15 protein-coding genes are annotated in these 15,981 nt (G+C 72.5%); 9 read left to right on the top strand and 6 right to left on the bottom strand.

Features of this window, described 5'->3' with window-relative positions:
* Positions 1-18: 18 nt before the first annotated feature.
* Positions 19-963, bottom strand: a complete 945-nt coding sequence (locus ACZ7M7_RS21105; protein WP_472119062.1) for an effector-associated domain 2-containing protein — start codon at positions 961-963, stop codon at positions 19-21.
* Positions 964-1,302: 339 nt separating this feature from the next.
* Positions 1,303-1,710 (bottom strand): CoA-binding protein, encoded by a 408-nt coding sequence (locus tag ACZ7M7_RS21100; RefSeq protein WP_427842115.1) that lies wholly within the window; start codon positions 1,708-1,710, stop codon positions 1,303-1,305.
* Positions 1,711-2,049: 339 nt separating this feature from the next.
* On the opposite strand from ACZ7M7_RS21100, the gene ACZ7M7_RS21095 reads away from it, so the two are divergent.
* The 5 genes from ACZ7M7_RS21095 (at position 2,050) to ACZ7M7_RS21075 (ending at position 8,319) form a co-directional block, all read left to right on the top strand.
* Positions 2,050-2,775 (top strand): hypothetical protein, encoded by a 726-nt coding sequence (locus ACZ7M7_RS21095; protein ID WP_383599461.1) that lies wholly within the window; start codon positions 2,050-2,052, stop codon positions 2,773-2,775.
* A complete protein-coding gene (locus ACZ7M7_RS21090) occupies positions 2,772-3,317 on the top strand; it encodes a SixA phosphatase family protein (protein WP_383599459.1) in 546 nt (181 codons plus the stop codon). Before ACZ7M7_RS21095 ends, ACZ7M7_RS21090 begins: the two co-directional genes overlap by 4 nt.
* Before the next feature lie 81 nt (positions 3,318-3,398).
* A complete protein-coding gene (locus ACZ7M7_RS21085; protein WP_472119056.1) occupies positions 3,399-4,025 on the top strand; it encodes a YigZ family protein in 627 nt (208 codons plus the stop codon).
* A gap of 137 nt (positions 4,026-4,162) precedes the next feature.
* Entirely contained in the window at positions 4,163-5,326 is a 1,164-nt protein-coding gene (locus ACZ7M7_RS21080) for an exonuclease SbcCD subunit D (protein ID WP_472119053.1), read from the top strand.
* A complete protein-coding gene (locus ACZ7M7_RS21075) occupies positions 5,323-8,319 on the top strand; it encodes an AAA family ATPase (protein WP_472119050.1) in 2,997 nt (998 codons plus the stop codon). The genes ACZ7M7_RS21080 and ACZ7M7_RS21075 overlap by 4 nt, the downstream gene beginning before the upstream one ends.
* 37 nt (positions 8,320-8,356) lie before the next feature.
* Here ACZ7M7_RS21075 and ACZ7M7_RS21070 read toward each other — a convergent pair whose 3' ends face one another.
* On the bottom strand, positions 8,357-8,803 hold the full coding sequence (locus ACZ7M7_RS21070; protein ID WP_472119047.1) for an Lrp/AsnC family transcriptional regulator: 447 nt from the start codon (positions 8,801-8,803) through the stop codon (positions 8,357-8,359).
* A 94-nt stretch (positions 8,804-8,897) separates the two neighbouring features.
* On the opposite strand from ACZ7M7_RS21070, the gene ACZ7M7_RS21065 reads away from it, so the two are divergent.
* The 3 genes from ACZ7M7_RS21065 (at position 8,898) to ACZ7M7_RS21055 (ending at position 10,844) form a co-directional block, all read left to right on the top strand.
* On the top strand, positions 8,898-9,374 hold the full coding sequence (locus ACZ7M7_RS21065; RefSeq protein ID WP_472119044.1) for a rhodanese-like domain-containing protein: 477 nt from the start codon (positions 8,898-8,900) through the stop codon (positions 9,372-9,374).
* Between the two features lie 57 nt (positions 9,375-9,431).
* Positions 9,432-9,947, top strand: coding sequence for an immunity 21 family protein (locus ACZ7M7_RS21060; protein WP_383599444.1), 516 nt, complete (start codon positions 9,432-9,434; stop codon positions 9,945-9,947).
* A gap of 63 nt (positions 9,948-10,010) precedes the next feature.
* Positions 10,011-10,844 carry an SDR family oxidoreductase gene (locus ACZ7M7_RS21055; protein WP_472119041.1) on the top strand — a complete coding sequence of 278 codons (834 nt, stop codon included), beginning with the start codon at positions 10,011-10,013 and terminating at the stop codon, positions 10,842-10,844.
* 105 nt (positions 10,845-10,949) lie between these two features.
* On the opposite strand, the gene ACZ7M7_RS21050 is transcribed toward ACZ7M7_RS21055, so the two are convergent.
* On the bottom strand, positions 10,950-12,638 hold the full coding sequence (locus tag ACZ7M7_RS21050; protein ID WP_472119039.1) for a DUF885 domain-containing protein: 1,689 nt from the start codon (positions 12,636-12,638) through the stop codon (positions 10,950-10,952).
* Positions 12,639-12,702: 64 nt separating this feature from the next.
* Complete coding sequence (locus ACZ7M7_RS21045; protein ID WP_369269675.1) at positions 12,703-13,209, bottom strand: Lrp/AsnC family transcriptional regulator; 507 nt, start codon at positions 13,207-13,209, stop codon at positions 12,703-12,705.
* Positions 13,210-13,327: 118 nt separating this feature from the next.
* Between ACZ7M7_RS21045 and ACZ7M7_RS21040 the strand changes: the two genes are divergently transcribed.
* A complete protein-coding gene (locus tag ACZ7M7_RS21040; protein WP_472119035.1) occupies positions 13,328-14,569 on the top strand; it encodes a trans-sulfuration enzyme family protein in 1,242 nt (413 codons plus the stop codon).
* A 3-nt stretch (positions 14,570-14,572) separates the two neighbouring features.
* On the opposite strand, the gene ACZ7M7_RS21035 is transcribed toward ACZ7M7_RS21040, so the two are convergent.
* Positions 14,573-15,934: a GNAT family N-acetyltransferase gene (locus ACZ7M7_RS21035; RefSeq protein WP_472119032.1), complete on the bottom strand. Its 1,362-nt coding sequence runs from the start codon at positions 15,932-15,934 to the stop codon at positions 14,573-14,575.
* Between the last annotated feature and the right edge of the window lie 47 nt (positions 15,935-15,981).

The raw sequence follows: 15,981 nt of genomic DNA, 5'->3' as shown, positions 1-15,981 counted from the left end.
AAAGTGTCGAATGTCCACTCACCGGCGTCCCTCCTCCTCAAAACGCCGCATCTCGGCGGCGATCGATCGGACGGTACGGGAGTCCCCTGCCAACATCCTCACAGCGCCGATGAGTTCGTCCAGCCCTCCTTCGTAGTCAGAACTCGTACGCACCACGTGGTACAGGTGCGCGTGCGGTTCCGGGCGTTCGGTCACCACCGAGCCGATCTCCGGGCGTAGCAGTGAGACCAGATCCTGGCGTCCGCCGAGCGTGCCGAACGCCGGTATGGAGGCGAGCAGGCGGGCCAGCTCAGCACATTGACGTGCCGTCAGTTCCGCTGGGGCTCCTTCCTGGCCGATCATCGCGGCGAGGGGCGTCCATTCGCGGGCCACGGCGGCCAACGGGAACATCCACGCCACGCGCTCCACGGACGAGGTGTATGCGGCGACGACGAGGCCAACGACTCCGCGCAGGCGGCGGTCCCACACGCCGGCCCCGCTGAACCCCCGTTGGATCGCGACTCCGTTCGCCCTGCCGTCCAGCTGTCGCCAGGCCGGGTTGGGGCCACCGGGTCCCGTCGCGGTCGCCTCGACCCACAGACCGTCGTCGAGCCCCCGGCGCGGATGGCCGTAGACACTCACCTCGGTCGGCTCCGCCGAGTCGCCCGCGTAGAGGGCCGCCGGACGTGCCACGGCGGGCGGCTCGCCCCCCTCGAGCTCCAGGATCGCGATGTCGCCGGACGCGGGGCGGGCCGGGAACCAGCCGCCCTCGGCCGTCCTCGCGTGCCGTGCCCGGGCGTCCCCGGACGGTGCGAAGTCCACCAGCACCGTGCTGCCTGCCGGGACCTCCTGCTCCGCCGCCGACCCCAGGGCTTCGGTCACGACATGCGCACAGGTCAGGATGCGGCCACCGCCGATGAAAACCCCCGCGCCGCACAGCCCTTCCCCACCAGGGCCTCGTACCCGAACGCGCCAGTTGCCCACGACCTAGCACCCCCTCCAGGCTCGCGGGCGTACCCTCCCCCGGTGGAGGACGGATCAGTCATGCTGAGCCCAAGGAAAAGGCTACGCATCCGGCAGGCTTCCGCCCAGAGCGCAGTGTGGACCGATTGTGACCGTCCGCCACCACAAAGTTTCGGATCGCGCCGGTAGTTGTGGCGGCCGATGCTCATTGGTGCTGAACGTGCGATGCCCTCTCCGAGGCCGACCACCCCCTGTGATGTCGCGACACGGCGGGCTGTCACTCCCGCCAGGTCGCCGCCCCATGCACGACCAGCGCAAACGCAGCATTGACGAGCAGGTCGGCCGAGTCGATGTATCAGGTCAGCCGAGCCGCGGAATCTCGATGGCGGGGCAGCGGTCCATGACCATGTCGAGGCCGGCGGCCCGGGTGCGGTCGTACGCCGCCTCGTCGATGACGCCCAGTTGGAACCAGACCGCCTTGGCGCCGATGGCGGCGGCTTCGTCGGCGACGGGTCCGGCGAGGTCGCTGTTGACGAACACGTCGACGACGTCGACCTGGAAGGGGATCGCTTCCAGGGAGGGGTATCCCTTCTCGCCGTGCACGCTCTCGGCCTTCGGATGCACGGGCACGATGCGCTTGCCGAAGCGCTGGAGGACCTCGGCGACGCCGTACGCCGCGCGCCGCTGGTTCGTCGACAGTCCCACGATCGCCCAGGTGTCGCCGGACTCGGTGAGGATCTTGCGGATCGTTGCTGGGCCGCCGTACACGCTGGGCCTCCTCGGAAGTCGTGCCTGGACCGCTCTGTGGGGCAACGGTGGGCGCGGCGCGATGATTCCCGGCGACCGCCGCCCTCGGTGCCGTACACCGCAGACTTCCCCGCGCCTCGTCCCGAACTCCTGTCCGGGCGGGCCCGTGCGCAGTACCGTTCGGGCAGTCCGCACGGCAGGGGGTGGCGATGCCCGGGTACGACAGATGCCTCGCGCGCGTGAATGGGCCGTACGACCATGGATGACCAGCCAAGTCCCGGCAGACCCGATGCCCGCCACGCTGACCGGAAAGCGGGCCGGATGGCTGCGGACGGCCGCGTGGGCGCCTACGCTCGCTCCGTGCTGCGCATCATCGACGCCCGAACCGGCAAGCCCGTCGACGCCGCGCCCGCCCGCCGCGGCCTGACCCGCATCGAGGCGCATACGGAGGGCTTCGACGTCACCGCCCTGCGGGTGCTGCTCGTCGCCGACCTCCTCGTCCGCGCCCTGGAGCTCGGCGGTACGCCGGTCTGGTCACTGCTCGACGAGGAGCGGCAGCAGGCGGAGCTGCGGGCGGGCGCCGTGGCGCTCGGCATCCGGCCCTTCGAGGACGGCCGGGACGCGGCCTCGGGCGGCCTGGGCGAGGCGCAGGTGATCCACGTCGTGCGCGAAGGCGGTGACGCGGAACCCGACGGGGTACGGGTCGCCGTCGCGCCCGTGCACTCGGAGGCACCCCCCGAGGAGGGCGACCCCGCCGCCCTGCGCCTCGCACTGCTCTCCCGGCGCAGAAGCGTGCCCGTACGCCTCGACGTGGCCGCGCTGGCCGAGGCCCACGACACGCTCGTCCGCTGGCGTCGTGCCGTCGGGGGCTGGGCGCAGCGGCCGTCGCGGCCCATTCCCGACGAGGTGCGCACCGAACTGCGTACCGCCTGGGAGGACGACCTCGACGTACCCGGCGTGCTCGGGGTCCTGCGCTGGGTGGAGACCGCGCCGGAGCTGTCGGACGGCGCCCGCTTCGAGACGTACGCCTATGCCGACCGGCTCCTCGGCCTCGACCTCGCGCGCGACCTGGGAAACCCGGCATGACCGCGCGCATGGGCGCGGGTCCGCTGCGCCGCCTGGTCGTCCTGCGGCACGCCAAGTCCGCCTGGCCGGACGGCGTCGCCGACCACGAACGCCCGCTCGCCCCACGCGGCCTCCGGGACGCCCCGGTCGCGGGCCGGATGCTCGCCGAGGCCGACTGCCTGCCGGACCTCGCCCTGTGCTCGACGGCCGTACGCGCGCGTGCGACCTGGGAACTGGCGGCCTCCCAGTGGGGCACGCCGCCACCGGTGCGTCACGACCCGCGGCTGTACGCGGCCGACGTGCCCGACCTGCTGGCGGTCACGCAGGAGGTGTCCGCCGAGGTCGAGACGCTGCTGCTGGTCGGGCACAACCCCGGCCTGGAGGACCTCGTCCTCGACCTCGCGGGCGACGACCTCGACGGTGCGCTCGGCGAGGTCCGCACGAAGTTCCCGACGTCGGCGATCGCCGTACTGGCCTGGCACGGCACCACATGGCGGGCTCTCACGCCGGGCACGGCGCTGCTGACGGGGGTGATGGTGGCGCGGGGCAAGAAGAAGACGTGAGCTGATGAACGCCTCGGGCCTTGAGCTCGGGGCTCGGGCCTCGGGACGAGGGTCCGCGGACGGTCGGCATAGGCTGGCCGGATGCAGGACGAGTACCGCACAGTCGCCCACGCGGGCGTGCACGAGACCGAGGTCAACCGCTCACGCTTCATCTGTGCGCTCGCCCCGGCGGCCACCGAACAGGAGGCCCAGGACTTCATCGCCGGCATCCGCAAGGAGCACGCGGACGCCACCCACAACTGCTGGGCCTACGTCATCGGCGCCGACGCCGCGGTCCAGAAGGCCGGCGACGACGGCGAACCGGGCGGCACGGCCGGCGTCCCCATGCTCCAGATGCTGCTGCGCCGCGACATGCGGTACGTCGTTGCCGTCGTCACCCGCTACTACGGCGGTGTGAAGCTCGGCGCGGGCGGGCTCATCCGGGCCTACGGCGGTGCCGTGGGGGAGGCGATGGACGAGCTCGGCACGCTCACCCGGCGCCGCTTCCGGCTGGCCACGGTGACCGTCGACCACCAGCGCGCGGGCAAGGTGGAGAACGACCTCAGGTCGACCGGGCGGGAGGTCCGGGACGTGCGGTACGGCGAGGCGGTGACGATCGAGATCGGTCTGCCGGACGCCGACGTGGAGGCGTTCCGGGCCTGGCTGGCGGACGCGACGGCAGGGGCGGCGGGGTTCGAGCTCGGGGGAGAGGCGTACGGGGACGCGTGAGCGGCTGGGCCGGGCGGCACCCGGGACCGACATGGTGGGTGAAATGTCCGTAACGCGCGTATGGAGTCCCTGTCATGACGGGGCGATACGGGAGTAACCGCCCGTGCTGTCAGACCCGGCCGTTAGTCTCGGGGATCATGAGACTGCTGCACACTTCCGACTGGCATCTCGGCAGGGCGTTCCACCGGGTGAACATGCTCGGGGCCCAGGCCGAGTTCATCGGTCACCTCGTCACGACCGTGCGTGAGCGCGGTGTGGACGCGGTGGTCGTGTCGGGAGACGTGTACGACCGGGCGGTGCCGCCGCTCGCCGCGGTCGAGCTGTTCGACGACGCCCTGCACCGGCTCGCCGACCTCGGCGTCCCGACAGTGATGATCTCGGGGAATCATGACTCGGCCCGTCGGCTCGGTGTGGGAGCGGGGCTGATCGGCCGCGCGGGTGTCCATCTGCGGACCGAGCCGTCGGCGTGCGGGACGCCGGTCGTGCTGCCCGACGACTTCGGCGACGTGGCCTTCTACGGGCTGCCGTATCTCGAACCCGCCCTGGTGAAGGACGAGTTCGCCGTCGACAAGCCCGGACACGAGGCCGTGCTGGCCGCCGCCATGGACCGGGTGCGCGCGGACCTCGCCGCACGCGCGCGTGGCACGCGGTCGGTCGTCCTCGCGCACGCCTTCGTCACCGGGGGCGAGGCCAGCGACAGTGAGCGGGACATCACCGTCGGCGGGGTGGCCGCGGTCCCCGCGGGGGTCTTCGACGGCGTCGACTACGTGGCGCTGGGCCACCTCCACGGCTGCCAGACCATCACCGAGCGCGTCCGCTACTCGGGCTCGCCGCTGCCGTACTCCTTCTCCGAGGCCGATCACCGCAAGAGCATGTGGCTCGTCGACCTGGACGCCGACGGAGGGGTCACCGCCGAGCGGGTCGACTGCCCGGTGCCGCGTGCGCTGGCCAGGATCCGGGGGACGCTGGAGGACCTGCTCGCCGACCCCGCGCTCACGCGGTGCGAGGAGGCCTGGACCGAGGCGACGCTCACGGACGCGGTGCGCCCGGCCGACCCCATGGCCCGCCTGGCCGAGCGCTTCCCGCACACGCTCAGTCTCGTCTTCGACCCCGAGCGGGCGCCCGACGATCCCGAGGTGTCCTATGCGCAGCGGCTCGCGGGGAGGAGCGACCAGGAGATCGCGGAGGACTTCGTGGCGCATGTGCGCGGGGCCGGGCCGGACGAACACGAACAGGGCGTGCTGAGGGACGCGTTCGACGCGGTGCGGGCCGACGAGGTTGTGCGGGAGGTGGCGCGGTGAGGCTCCATCGCCTCGACGTGACGGCCTTCGGGCCCTTCGGCGGTTCGCAGACCGTCGACTTCGACGCGCTCTCCCTGGCCGGCCTGTTCCTGCTGCACGGACCGACCGGCGCCGGCAAGACCTCCGTCCTGGACGCCGTCTGCTATGCGCTCTACGGCTCCGTGCCGGGTGCCCGCCAGAGCGGCCAGGGCATGGCCCTGCGCAGCGATCACGCCGCGGTCGGCACGCGCACGGAGGTCCGGCTCGAACTCACGGTCGCCGGACGCCGGTTGGAGGTCACCCGGCAGCCGCCCTGGGAGCGCCCCAAGAAGCGCGGCTCGGGCACGACGCTCGACAAGGCCCAGACCTGGCTGCGTGCGTACGACGCGCAGGCCGGGACCTGGAAGGACCTCAGCCGTTCGCACCAGGAGATCGGCGAGGAGATCACCCAGCTGCTCGGCATGAGCCGTGAGCAGTTCTGCCAGGTGGTGCTGTTGCCCCAGGGCGACTTCGCGCGCTTCCTGCGCGCCGACGCCGAGGCGCGCGGCAAGCTGCTGGGCCGCCTCTTCGACACTCACCGCTTCGCCGAGGTCGAGAAGCGCCTCGCCGAGCGCCGACGGGCGGCCGAGTCCCAGGTGCGGGACGGCGACGCCGCGTTGCTGGCCGACGCGCACCGGATGCAGCAGGCGGCGGGTAACGCCATGCAGTTGCCGCCCGACCTCGCACCGGGCGAGCCGGGCCTCGCCGAGGCCATCCTCGGTGCTGCCGCCATCGCCCGCAGCACCGCCCGCGAGCAGCTGACCGTCGCCCACTGCCGCCTCCTGGCCGCCGAGTCCGCCCAGGCAGGCGCCGAGCGCGCCCTGGCCGATGTACGCGAAGTGGCCCGGTTGCAGCGGCGGTTCACCGAGGCACGGGAGCGTGCCGCGCTGCTGGACGAACGCGCCGACGGCTACCGGCAGGCGCAGGTCCGGATGGAGCGCTCCCGCAAGGCGGAGGCCGTGGCGCCCGCGCTGGAGCTGCGTGACGCCGCCGAGGCGGAGCACCGGCGGGCGGCGGCGGCCGAGGGACACGCGCGTGGACTGTTGCCGGAGACCTTCGCGGGGGCAGGCGCCGCCGGGCTCGCGGTCGCCGCGCGCCGGGCCGCCGAGGAACTGGGCGGACTGGAGTCCGCGCGTCGCGGTGAACAGCGACTGGCCGACCTCGTCGACGAGCGCGATGAACTGGACCGTCAGGAACGGGCCGACGAGGGCCTGCTGCAGGACGCCGAGGACTGGCTCGCCGGGTGGGAGGAGAACCGCGCCGCACTCCAGACCCGTATCGACACCGCCAAGGATGCCGCGACCCGGGCCGAGCAGCTCGCCGTACAGCGTGAGCCCGCGCAGCAGCGGCTCGGTGCCGCGCGGATGCGTGACCAGCTCGCCGGTGACACGGACGCGGCCGCCGAACTGGCCCGACTCGCCCAGGAACAGGTGCTCGAGGCCAAGGCGCACTGGCTCGACGTCAAGGAACAGCGGCTGGAGGGCATCGCCGCCGAGCTGGCCGCCCAGTTGCAGGACGGTGAACCCTGCGCGGTCTGCGGGGCCATCGACCACCCCGCTCCCGCCCGCAAGGACGCCGGGCACGTGGACCGGGAGGCGGAGGAGCGCGCGCTGGCCGCCTACCAGCAGGCGGAGGAACGGCACAGCGAGAAGGAGCGGCACCTCGGCGTCGTACGCGAGGCGCTGGCCGCCGCCACGGCCGAGGCCGGAGACTCGCCGACCGACCGACTCGCCACGCACTGCGAGGAGCTGGAGCGTCTGTGGGCGCAGGCCCGCCGGGAGGCGTCCGCGCTGCATCCGGCGCACGAGGAGCTGCGCCGGGCCGAGGCGGAGTACGAGCAGCGGACCGCCGACCGGCAGCGGGCGGCGGTCAGAGTCGCGTCCCGGGTGGGCCACCGCGAGCGGCTGGACCGGGAACGGTCCACTTTGGAGGGGGAGTTGACCCAGGCCCGCGGCACCGCCGCCAGCGTGTCCGCGCGAGCCGCCCAACTGGAGCGGCAGGCCGAGCTGCTCACCGACGCCGCCGACACCGCGCGCGCCGCCGAGGACATCGCCCAACGGCTCAAGGACGCAGACGCCCGCCTGGCCGACGCCGCCTTCCGCGCGGGCTTCGACACCCCGCAGGCCGCGGCCGACGCGCTCCTCGACGACACCGCCCACCGCGATCTCCAACGACGGCTGGACGCCTGGCAGTCCGAAGAGTCCGCCGTACGCGCCGTCCTCGCCGAGGCCGACACCTCAGCCGCCGCCCAGCAGGCGCCCGCCGAGGTGGGGTCCGCGGAGCGGGCCGCTTCCGCGGCGGCCCAGCGGGCCCGCGACGCCGCCTCCGCGCGTGACGCCGCCGCCCGGCGCTGTACCGAGCTCGACCGGCTGTCCGCGCGCGCGACCGCCGCCGTGCGCCAACTCGCCCCGCTGCGTCGGGAGTACAACCGCGTGGCCCGCCTCGCCACACTCACCGCCGGAACCTCGTCGGACAACGAGCGCAAGATGCGCCTGGAGTCGTACGTCCTGGCGGCCCGCCTCGAACAGGTCGCCGCCGCCGCGACCGTACGGCTGCAACGCATGTCGTCCGGCCGCTACACCCTCGTCCATTCCGACGACCGGGCCGGCCGTGGCCGCAGCGGGCTCGGGCTCCATGTCGTCGACGCCTGGACCGGGCGGGAGCGGGACACGGCGACGCTGTCGGGCGGCGAGACGTTCTTCGCCTCTCTGGCCCTCGCTCTCGGCCTCGCGGACGTCGTGACCGACGAGGCCGGCGGGGTCCGCCTGGACACGCTCTTCATCGACGAGGGCTTCGGCAGCCTCGACGACCAGACCCTCGACGAGGTGCTCGACGTGCTCGACTCCCTGCGCGAGCGCGACCGCAGCGTCGGGATCGTCAGCCATGTCGCGGATCTGCGGCGGCGGATCCATGCGCAGTTGGAGGTCGTGAAGGGGAGATCGGGGTCGGTGCTTCGGCACCGGGGTGCCGGGTGACGCCGGTGGCCCGGCAGGCGGCGGCGCAGGGGTGACGTCAGTGGCCGAGCGGGCGGCGAGGCAGAGGGGACGAGTAGACGACGCTCGTCGTCACCGAGCCCAGGGTGCCGATCTTGCCGGACACCTCCTCCAGATGCCGCATTGAACGGGCCGTGACCTTGATGACGAAACAGTCGTCACCGGTGACGTGATGGGCCTCCAGGATCTCGGGCGTCGCGGCGACCAGGTCGTGGAAGGGCCTGTAGTTGCCGTTCGGGTACCGGAGGCGGACGAAGGCCAGGATCGGCAGGCCCAGCCGTTCGGGGTCCACCACGGCGGCGTACCCCTGGATGACGCCCGCCTCCTCCAGTCGCCGCACCCGCTCGGTGACCGCACTCGCGGACATGGACACGGCCCTGGCGAGCTCGGCGAAGCCGGCGCGGCCGTCCCGCTGGAGGACGTCGAGGATGCGCCAGTCGGTGGCGTCCGGGGAATACGCGGTCATGGGCGAGGAATAGCAGGGCATTCCCCGGCGGATCAAGAGGAGCGCAGGGGATTTCCTCTTCAGGGCGTGGATCAACGGTCGTAGATTTCCGATCATGACGACTACGCCCAACGCTGTCCTGCGCGTCGCGCCCGCCACGCCTGCCGAGGCCGCCGCCCACTTCCGTACGAGCCTCGTCTTTCACGCGGACGTGTCCGACGTCGCCGCCGCCCTCGCGGCCGACGCCGACCCCGGCTTCGTCGTCCTGGACTCCCGTTCCACCGAGTCCTGGGACCAGGGCCACATCCCCGGCTCCATCCACCTCCCCACCGCGCTGATCCCCGAGCAGGCGGAGCAGCTCCTCGACAGGTCCGTGCCGGTCGTGACGTACTGCTGGGGTCCCGGCTGCAACGGTGCGACCCGGGCCGCCCTGGCCCTTGCCGAACTCGGCTACCAGGTCAAGGAGATGCTCGGCGGATTCGAGTACTGGGCGCGTGAGGGCTTCGAGTACGAGACCTGGCAGGGGCGAGAGCGTCGGGAGGCCGACCCGCTGACCGCACCACGCGTGAGTGCTGACAACTGCGGCTGCTGAAACGGTAGTTGGGCACGGTGATCTGAGCGCAACGTGGGGCGTGTAGGTTCTGCTGCCATGGTGCGATACGCGGAACCGAGCGCGGTGGAGTGGGTGGAGTCGGGCGGCGGCCCGCTGATAGCGGTGCCGGAGACGGTGCTGCCGTTCTGGGCGGGCGCCGACGGTGACGAGACGGCCTCGGACTACGATCGGGCCTGCGAAATCGACGGATTCGTCGGACTCCTGCCCGTGGGAGACAGCGCGGCACTGGTGCTCGGCGACGAGCCCGCCTCGACCACCTACCTGCCCGACCAGGGCATCTTCGTGCGCTGGTGCGCGGCCGACTCCGAAGCGGAACTGCTGGCCAGGGTTCCGGACGCCCTCGCCACGGCGGTCTGGGGACACGAGGTGCGCTGGAACGTGCCGGGGACCGTGGTCCTGTTCGACTCGGCCTGGCCGGGGCGTGAGACGGAACGCACCGAGCATCTGCGCGTGGCCCTGGAACCGGGCGCGTACGCCGTCCGGGCCGCGCAGGTGCAGCCCGGCCCGGAAACCTGGCTGGGGCTCGTTCAGCTGCGACGGCTGCCGCACTGACGCCACGTAGGTGCGTCAATAACCAGGTGCGCCTCACCCGGCCGGTCGCCATCATGATCTGCCATGCCCCGACTTCCGCACCCCACCCCCGAGGACCTGCGCCGTGACCCGCTGCCCCTGCGCGGCCGGACCGCTCTGGTCACCGGGGCCAGCAGACGCGCCGGCATCGGCCATGCGGTGGCACGGCGGCTCGCCGCCCACGGGGCGAGTGTCTATCTGCACCACCATGTGCCGCACGATGCCGCCATGCCGTGGGGAGCCGACAGCCCTGACGACGTCGTCGCCTCCGTGCGTGCGGCACTCGGCGACTCCGATGCCCAGGTTCTCGCGGGACCCGGTGACCTGTCCGACCCGGCCGCGCCCGCCGAGCTGATCGCCACGGCGGCCGCGGCACTGGGCGGACAGCTCGACATCCTGATCGCCAACCACGCCGTCAGCGGCTCCGACGGCACTCTCGACGAGATCGACGCCGCGATGCTCGACACGCACTGGGCGGTCGACACCCGTGCGGTACTGCTCCTCGTCCAGGCCCACGCCCGGCTGAGGCCGGCCGGTCCCGGCGGGCGCGTCGTGATGATGACCTCCGGGCAGGACATCGCGGGCGGCATGCCCGGGGAGATCGCCTACGCCCTGCAGAAGGGCGCCCTGGCGTCGATCACCCGCTCGCTGTCGACCACGCTCGCCGGGCAGGGCATCACGGTGAACACCGTCAACCCCGGCCCCGTCGACACGGACTACCTGACCGGCGAGGCGTACCAGGCCGTGGCCGCCCGCTTCCCCGTCGGCCGGTGGGGCATGCCCGACGACCCGGCCCGCCTCATCGCCTGGCTGGCGACGGACGAGGCGGGCTGGATCACCGGTGAGGTCATCAACTCCGAGGGCGGATTCCTGCGTTGAGGTGACGATGCCGGGGTGGCTGAGGGTGCCGATGCCGGGGTTGAGGGTGACGATGCCGGAGCCTGCAGGAGGCGTTGACCCGCGCGGCAGGCTCCGGCGTCCGCCTCAGAGCTGGGCCAGCTCGTCCACCAGGTCGTCCAGGCCCAGGGAACCCTGGGACAGGGCCGCCATGTGCCACGCCTTGAGGTCGAACGCGTCGCCGTGCCGCTCGCGCGCCTTCTCGCGGCCCAGCAGCCATGCCCGCTCGCCCAGCTTGTAGCCGATGGCCTGGCCCGGAATCGTCAGATAGCGGGTCAGTTCGCTCTCCACGAAGTCCGCCGGACGGCTGCTGTGCGAGCCGAAGAACTCCTGGGCGAGCTCCGGAGTCCAACGCTCGCCCGGGTGGAACGGGGAGTCGGCCGGGATCTCCAGCTCCAGGTGCATGCCGATGTCGACGATGACCCGCGCGGCCCGCATCATCTGGGCGTCGAGGTAGCCCAGCCGGTGCTCCGGGTCCGTGAGGAAGCCGAGCTCGTCCATGAGCCGCTCCGCGTACAGGGCCCAGCCCTCGGCGTTGGCGCTGACCCCGCCGATGGTGGCCTGGTAGCGGGAGAGGTTCCCGGCGACGTACGTCCACTGCGCGAGCTGGAGGTGATGGCCCGGCACGCCCTCGTGGTACCAGGTCGAGACCAGGTCGTAGACCGGGAAGCGGGTCTGCCCCATCGTCGGCAGCCAGGTGCGGCCCGGCCGCGAGAAGTCCTCGGAGGGGGCCGTGTAGTACGGGGCCGCCGCGCCGCCGGGCGGGGCGATGCGCGACTCCACCTTCCGCACCGGCTCGGCGAGTTCGAAGTGCGTGCCGTCCAGCTTCTCGATCGCTTCGTCCATCAGGCCCTGGAGCCAGTCGCGGACCTCGTCGACGCCCTCGATGTGGTGGCCGTGCTCGTCGAGGTGCGCCAGCGCCACCCATGGGGTCGCGGCGCCGGGAAGGATCTTCTCCGCCTCCTTCTTCATCTCGCCGAGCAGCCGGTGGTACTCGGCCCAGCCGTACGCGTACGCCTCGTCGAGGTCAAGGTCGATGCCGTTGAAGTAGCGCGCCCAGCGGGCGTACCGCTCGCGGCCCACCGTATTCGGGGCGCCCTCGGTCGCCGGCGCGTACACGTCGCGCATCCAGTCGCGCAGCTCCACCACGGCGGCCGTGGCCCCGCGGGCGGCGTCGTCCAGCTCCGCGCGCAGCGAATCGGGCCCGGCCGACACGAAGTCCTCGAACCAGCCTTGCCCTTCGCCGGTGTCGGACCACTCGGTGAGCTGCTCGACGAACGTGGCGGTCGGACGCGGCGCCGCGTACAGCTTGCGCTCCAGGCCCAGGGTGAGGGACTCGCGGTAGCCCGCGTACGCGGTCGGCACCGCGCGCAGCCGCTCGGCGATCGCCGCCCAGTCCTCGTCGGTCTGATTCGGGGTGACGGTGAAGATCTCGCGCACCGAGTGCGCGGGCGTCGCCATGTTGCCGACCGCGCGCAGGCCCTCGTCGGCCTCGTGCACGGCGAGTTCCGCGGTGAGCCGCTCGCGCAGCAGGCGCGCGCACCGGCGCTCGATGTCACTGTCCGCGCCGGGCAGCCGCTCGGCCTCGTCGAGCCGGGCGAGCGTGGCCCGCGCAAGGTCCGCGAGCGCCTCCTGGCCCGCGGGGGAGAGGTCGGGCAGCTTGCTCGAACTCTCCTTCACGCCAAGGTACGTACCGGTCACCGGGTCGAGGGCGATGAGCTCGTCGACATACGCGTCGGCGACCTCACGGGGCAGCGGGCTGTTGGTCTCAGACATGCGGTCCATCCTCATACGGCGAGCGGCGCCGCGTCAGCCCGGTTTCCCCGGCGCTTGTCCCACATCAGCCCGATTTCGCTGAGGGCGTGTTCTCCGGCGTGTCATGGGGCAGAAGCGGGCCGCAGTCCCACTGCTGGAAGATCAACCGCGTCTCGACCCGTGCCACCTCGCGCCGGGACGTGAACTCGTCCAGCACCAGCCGCTGCAGATCCGCCATGTCCGCGACCGCGACATGGACCAGATAGTCGTCCGGCCCGGTCAGATGGAAGACGGTCAGCGACTCCGGCATCGCCCGGATCCGCTCCACGAACGGCCCCACCAACTCCCGGCGATGCGGCCTGACCTGCACGGACAGCAGCGCCTGCAGCCCTCGGCCCAGCTTGGCCGGGTCCAGCCTGAGCTGATGGCCGAGGATCACGCCCGAGCGGCGCAGCCGCGTCACCCGGTCCAGACACGTCGACGGCGCGACCCCGACCTGTGTGGCGAGGTCGCGATAGGTGGTCCGGGCGTCGTTCTGCAGGAGCCGCAGCAGGTGCAGATCGACCGGATCCAGTACGACAGATTCGGCCATTGGCCGAACGTAACACGGTCTTCCACCACTGAACCCCGCCCGCTGTTCAGTCTTCCGCTGTTCGGCCTTCAGCCCATGGCTGCCCATGGACCCAGCGAGCAGGGAGGCATACGACCTTATGCACGGGTACGACGACGTACGCACCGCACCGAGAGCACTCGCCACCGAGGCCGTGCACGCCGGCCGCGACGACCTCGCCCGACAGGGCCTGCACGCTCCGCCGATCGACCTTTCCACCACCTACCCCTCCTACGACAGCCGCGCCGAAGCCGCCCGCATCGACGCCTTCGCCGCCACCGGAGCCGAGCCGGACGGCCCGCCCGTCTACGGCCGCCTGGGCAATCCGACCGTCGCACGCTTCGAGACCGCCCTCGCCCGGCTGGAGGGCACCGAGGCATCGGTCGCCTTCGCCAGCGGGATGGCGGCACTGAGCGCCGTTCTTCTCGCACGCGCGTCGATGGGCCTGCGCCATGTCGTCGCCGTACGCCCCCTGTACGGCTGCAGCGACCATCTGCTCACCGCCGGAGTGCTGGGCTCGGAGGTGACCTGGACCGACCCGGCCGGAATCACGGAGGCGCTGCGTCCGGACACCGGCCTGGTGATGGTCGAGTCCCCGGCGAATCCCACACTCGCCGAGGTGGACCTGCGGGCGGTGGCCCACGCCTGCGGCTCCGTGCCGCTGCTCGCGGACAACACCTTCGCCACACCGGTGCTTCAGCGCCCCGCGGAACAGGGCGCGCGGCTCGTGCTGCACAGCGCCACCAAGTACCTCGGCGGCCACGGTGACGTGATGGCGGGCGTGGTGGCCTGCGACGAGGAGTTCGCCGGGTGGCTGCGGCAGATACGGTTCGCCACGGGCGGCGTCCTGCATCCGCTGGCCGGCTATCTGCTGCTGCGGGGCCTGTCGACCCTCCCGGTGCGGGTACGGGCCGCCTCGGCGAGCGCCGCCGAACTCGCCCGCCGCCTCGCCGACGACCCGCGCGTCGCCCGCGTCCACTATCCGCGCATCGGCGGCGCCATGATCGCCTTCGAGGTCCACGGCGACCCGCACGAGGTCATCGCCGACGTCCGCCTGATCACCCCCGCCGTGAGCCTCGGCAGCGTCGACACCCTCATCCAGCACCCGGCGTCCATCAGCCATCGCATCGTGGACGCGGACGACCGACGCGACGCCGGGGTGAGCGACCGGCTGCTGCGGATGTCGGTGGGGCTGGAGGACGTGGAGGACCTATGGGCGGATCTGGACGCGGCACTGGGGACGGCGGCGCGCCCCCGAAGGGGCCCGGGGCTGCAACGGCAGGCGGCTCCGCCGCGGGGCGCGACCAGGCACAGTGAGCCGGCCGTCGCCAGCCGCCAGTAGCCCCTACGGCGCCTCGGGTCGCCGCCACTCACCCGAACTCGACACGCGCCCCACAACCCCCACGGCCCCCTCCGGCTCAACCGGCGACGCACCCAGGCGGGCCGTGATCACCAGGGTCCCCTCCTCGATCTGATAGTCGAGGGGGAGGCCCAGGGCGCGCATCGCGGCGACCATGCCGGTGTTGGACGACTGCGTCACGGCGTACACGCTCTCGCAGCCCGCTTCGACCGCCATCCCCACCAGCCTGCGCAGCAACTCGCTGCCGATGCCGCGGCGCTGCCAGGCGTCCTCGACGAGCAGCGCGACCTCCGTCTCGTCGCCGTCCCACAGCAGGTGACCGAGCCCGACGATGCGGCCCGACGCGGTCTGCACGGCGAGCGTGCGGCCGAACCGGGGGCTGAGCAGGTGGTTGAGATACCGGCCCGCGTCACCGACCGGCCCGTGATATCGCATCCCGAGCGTCCGCGTCGAGCACCGCTCGTGCATCTCCTTCGCGGCCCGCACGTCACCGGTGTCCGCCCGCCGCACCGTGATGTCGTTGCCCTCGGGCAGCGTCAGCACGTCCTGGCTGCCCGGCACGCGCGGCCCGAGCCGGGCGTCCAGTTCCACGAGGGCCCGCGCCCGCGCGAACTCGGTCGGCGTGAACGGCAGATACGGCCGCTCAATGGTGATCACTCCGCCTTCCGGCGCCCGCAGCCGCATCACGGTGTCCTCGAGCGCACTCTCCACCGGGACCGGTTCGGGTCCCCTTGCGCCCACGGCAGGCACTGCGGGCAGGGAGCGGATGGTGCACCGTCCGAGCAACTGCCGCAGTGCCAAGGGCAGTTCGGCGGCGTCCAGGGCGGTACGGGTGGCGAGGCCCAGCACCCGCGTCGGCGCGTCCACCAGGTCGTGGGCGTCGGCCCGCTCGATCCAGGTCCCGGAACCGCCGGCCTCCGAGACCGCATGGGAGATGTCGGCCGCCGTGAGCCCGCCCGGCGCACGGAGCAGGAACTCGTCCACCGTGCCCTCGGCCAGCGGATGCGTCTGCAGACTCAGTATGTCCACCCGCAGCCCGGCGAGGGCCGTGCACAGCGCGGCCAGCGACCCCGGCTCGTCCTGCACCGTCGTCCGCATCCGCCAGAGGGCGCCTTCATCGGACACCGTCACGGACGTCTCCGGCGACCGGTCCGAGGGCCCGGCCTGCGCGTCGGAGCGCGGCCGGGCACCGGTATCGCTCGTCGGAGGCGCGTGACCGTGGCGGCGTGACCACCATGAGTGGAACCCCGCCGTGAAGAGTTCGGCGACCTGGACGACGTTCCTCCGCCAGGGGTGGACAGAACGTCCGGACTGCGCACGCGTCACATCAGATATGTCTCGACTCATGCACCCACTGTGAAGGAACGGTGTTGCGTGATCACGAACGCTTTGTG

This window comes from Streptomyces sp. NPDC111606, from assembly GCF_055656945.1.
The sequence above is the reverse complement of the archived record's forward strand: the minus strand, read 5'-3'. Positions and strand labels throughout refer to the sequence as shown.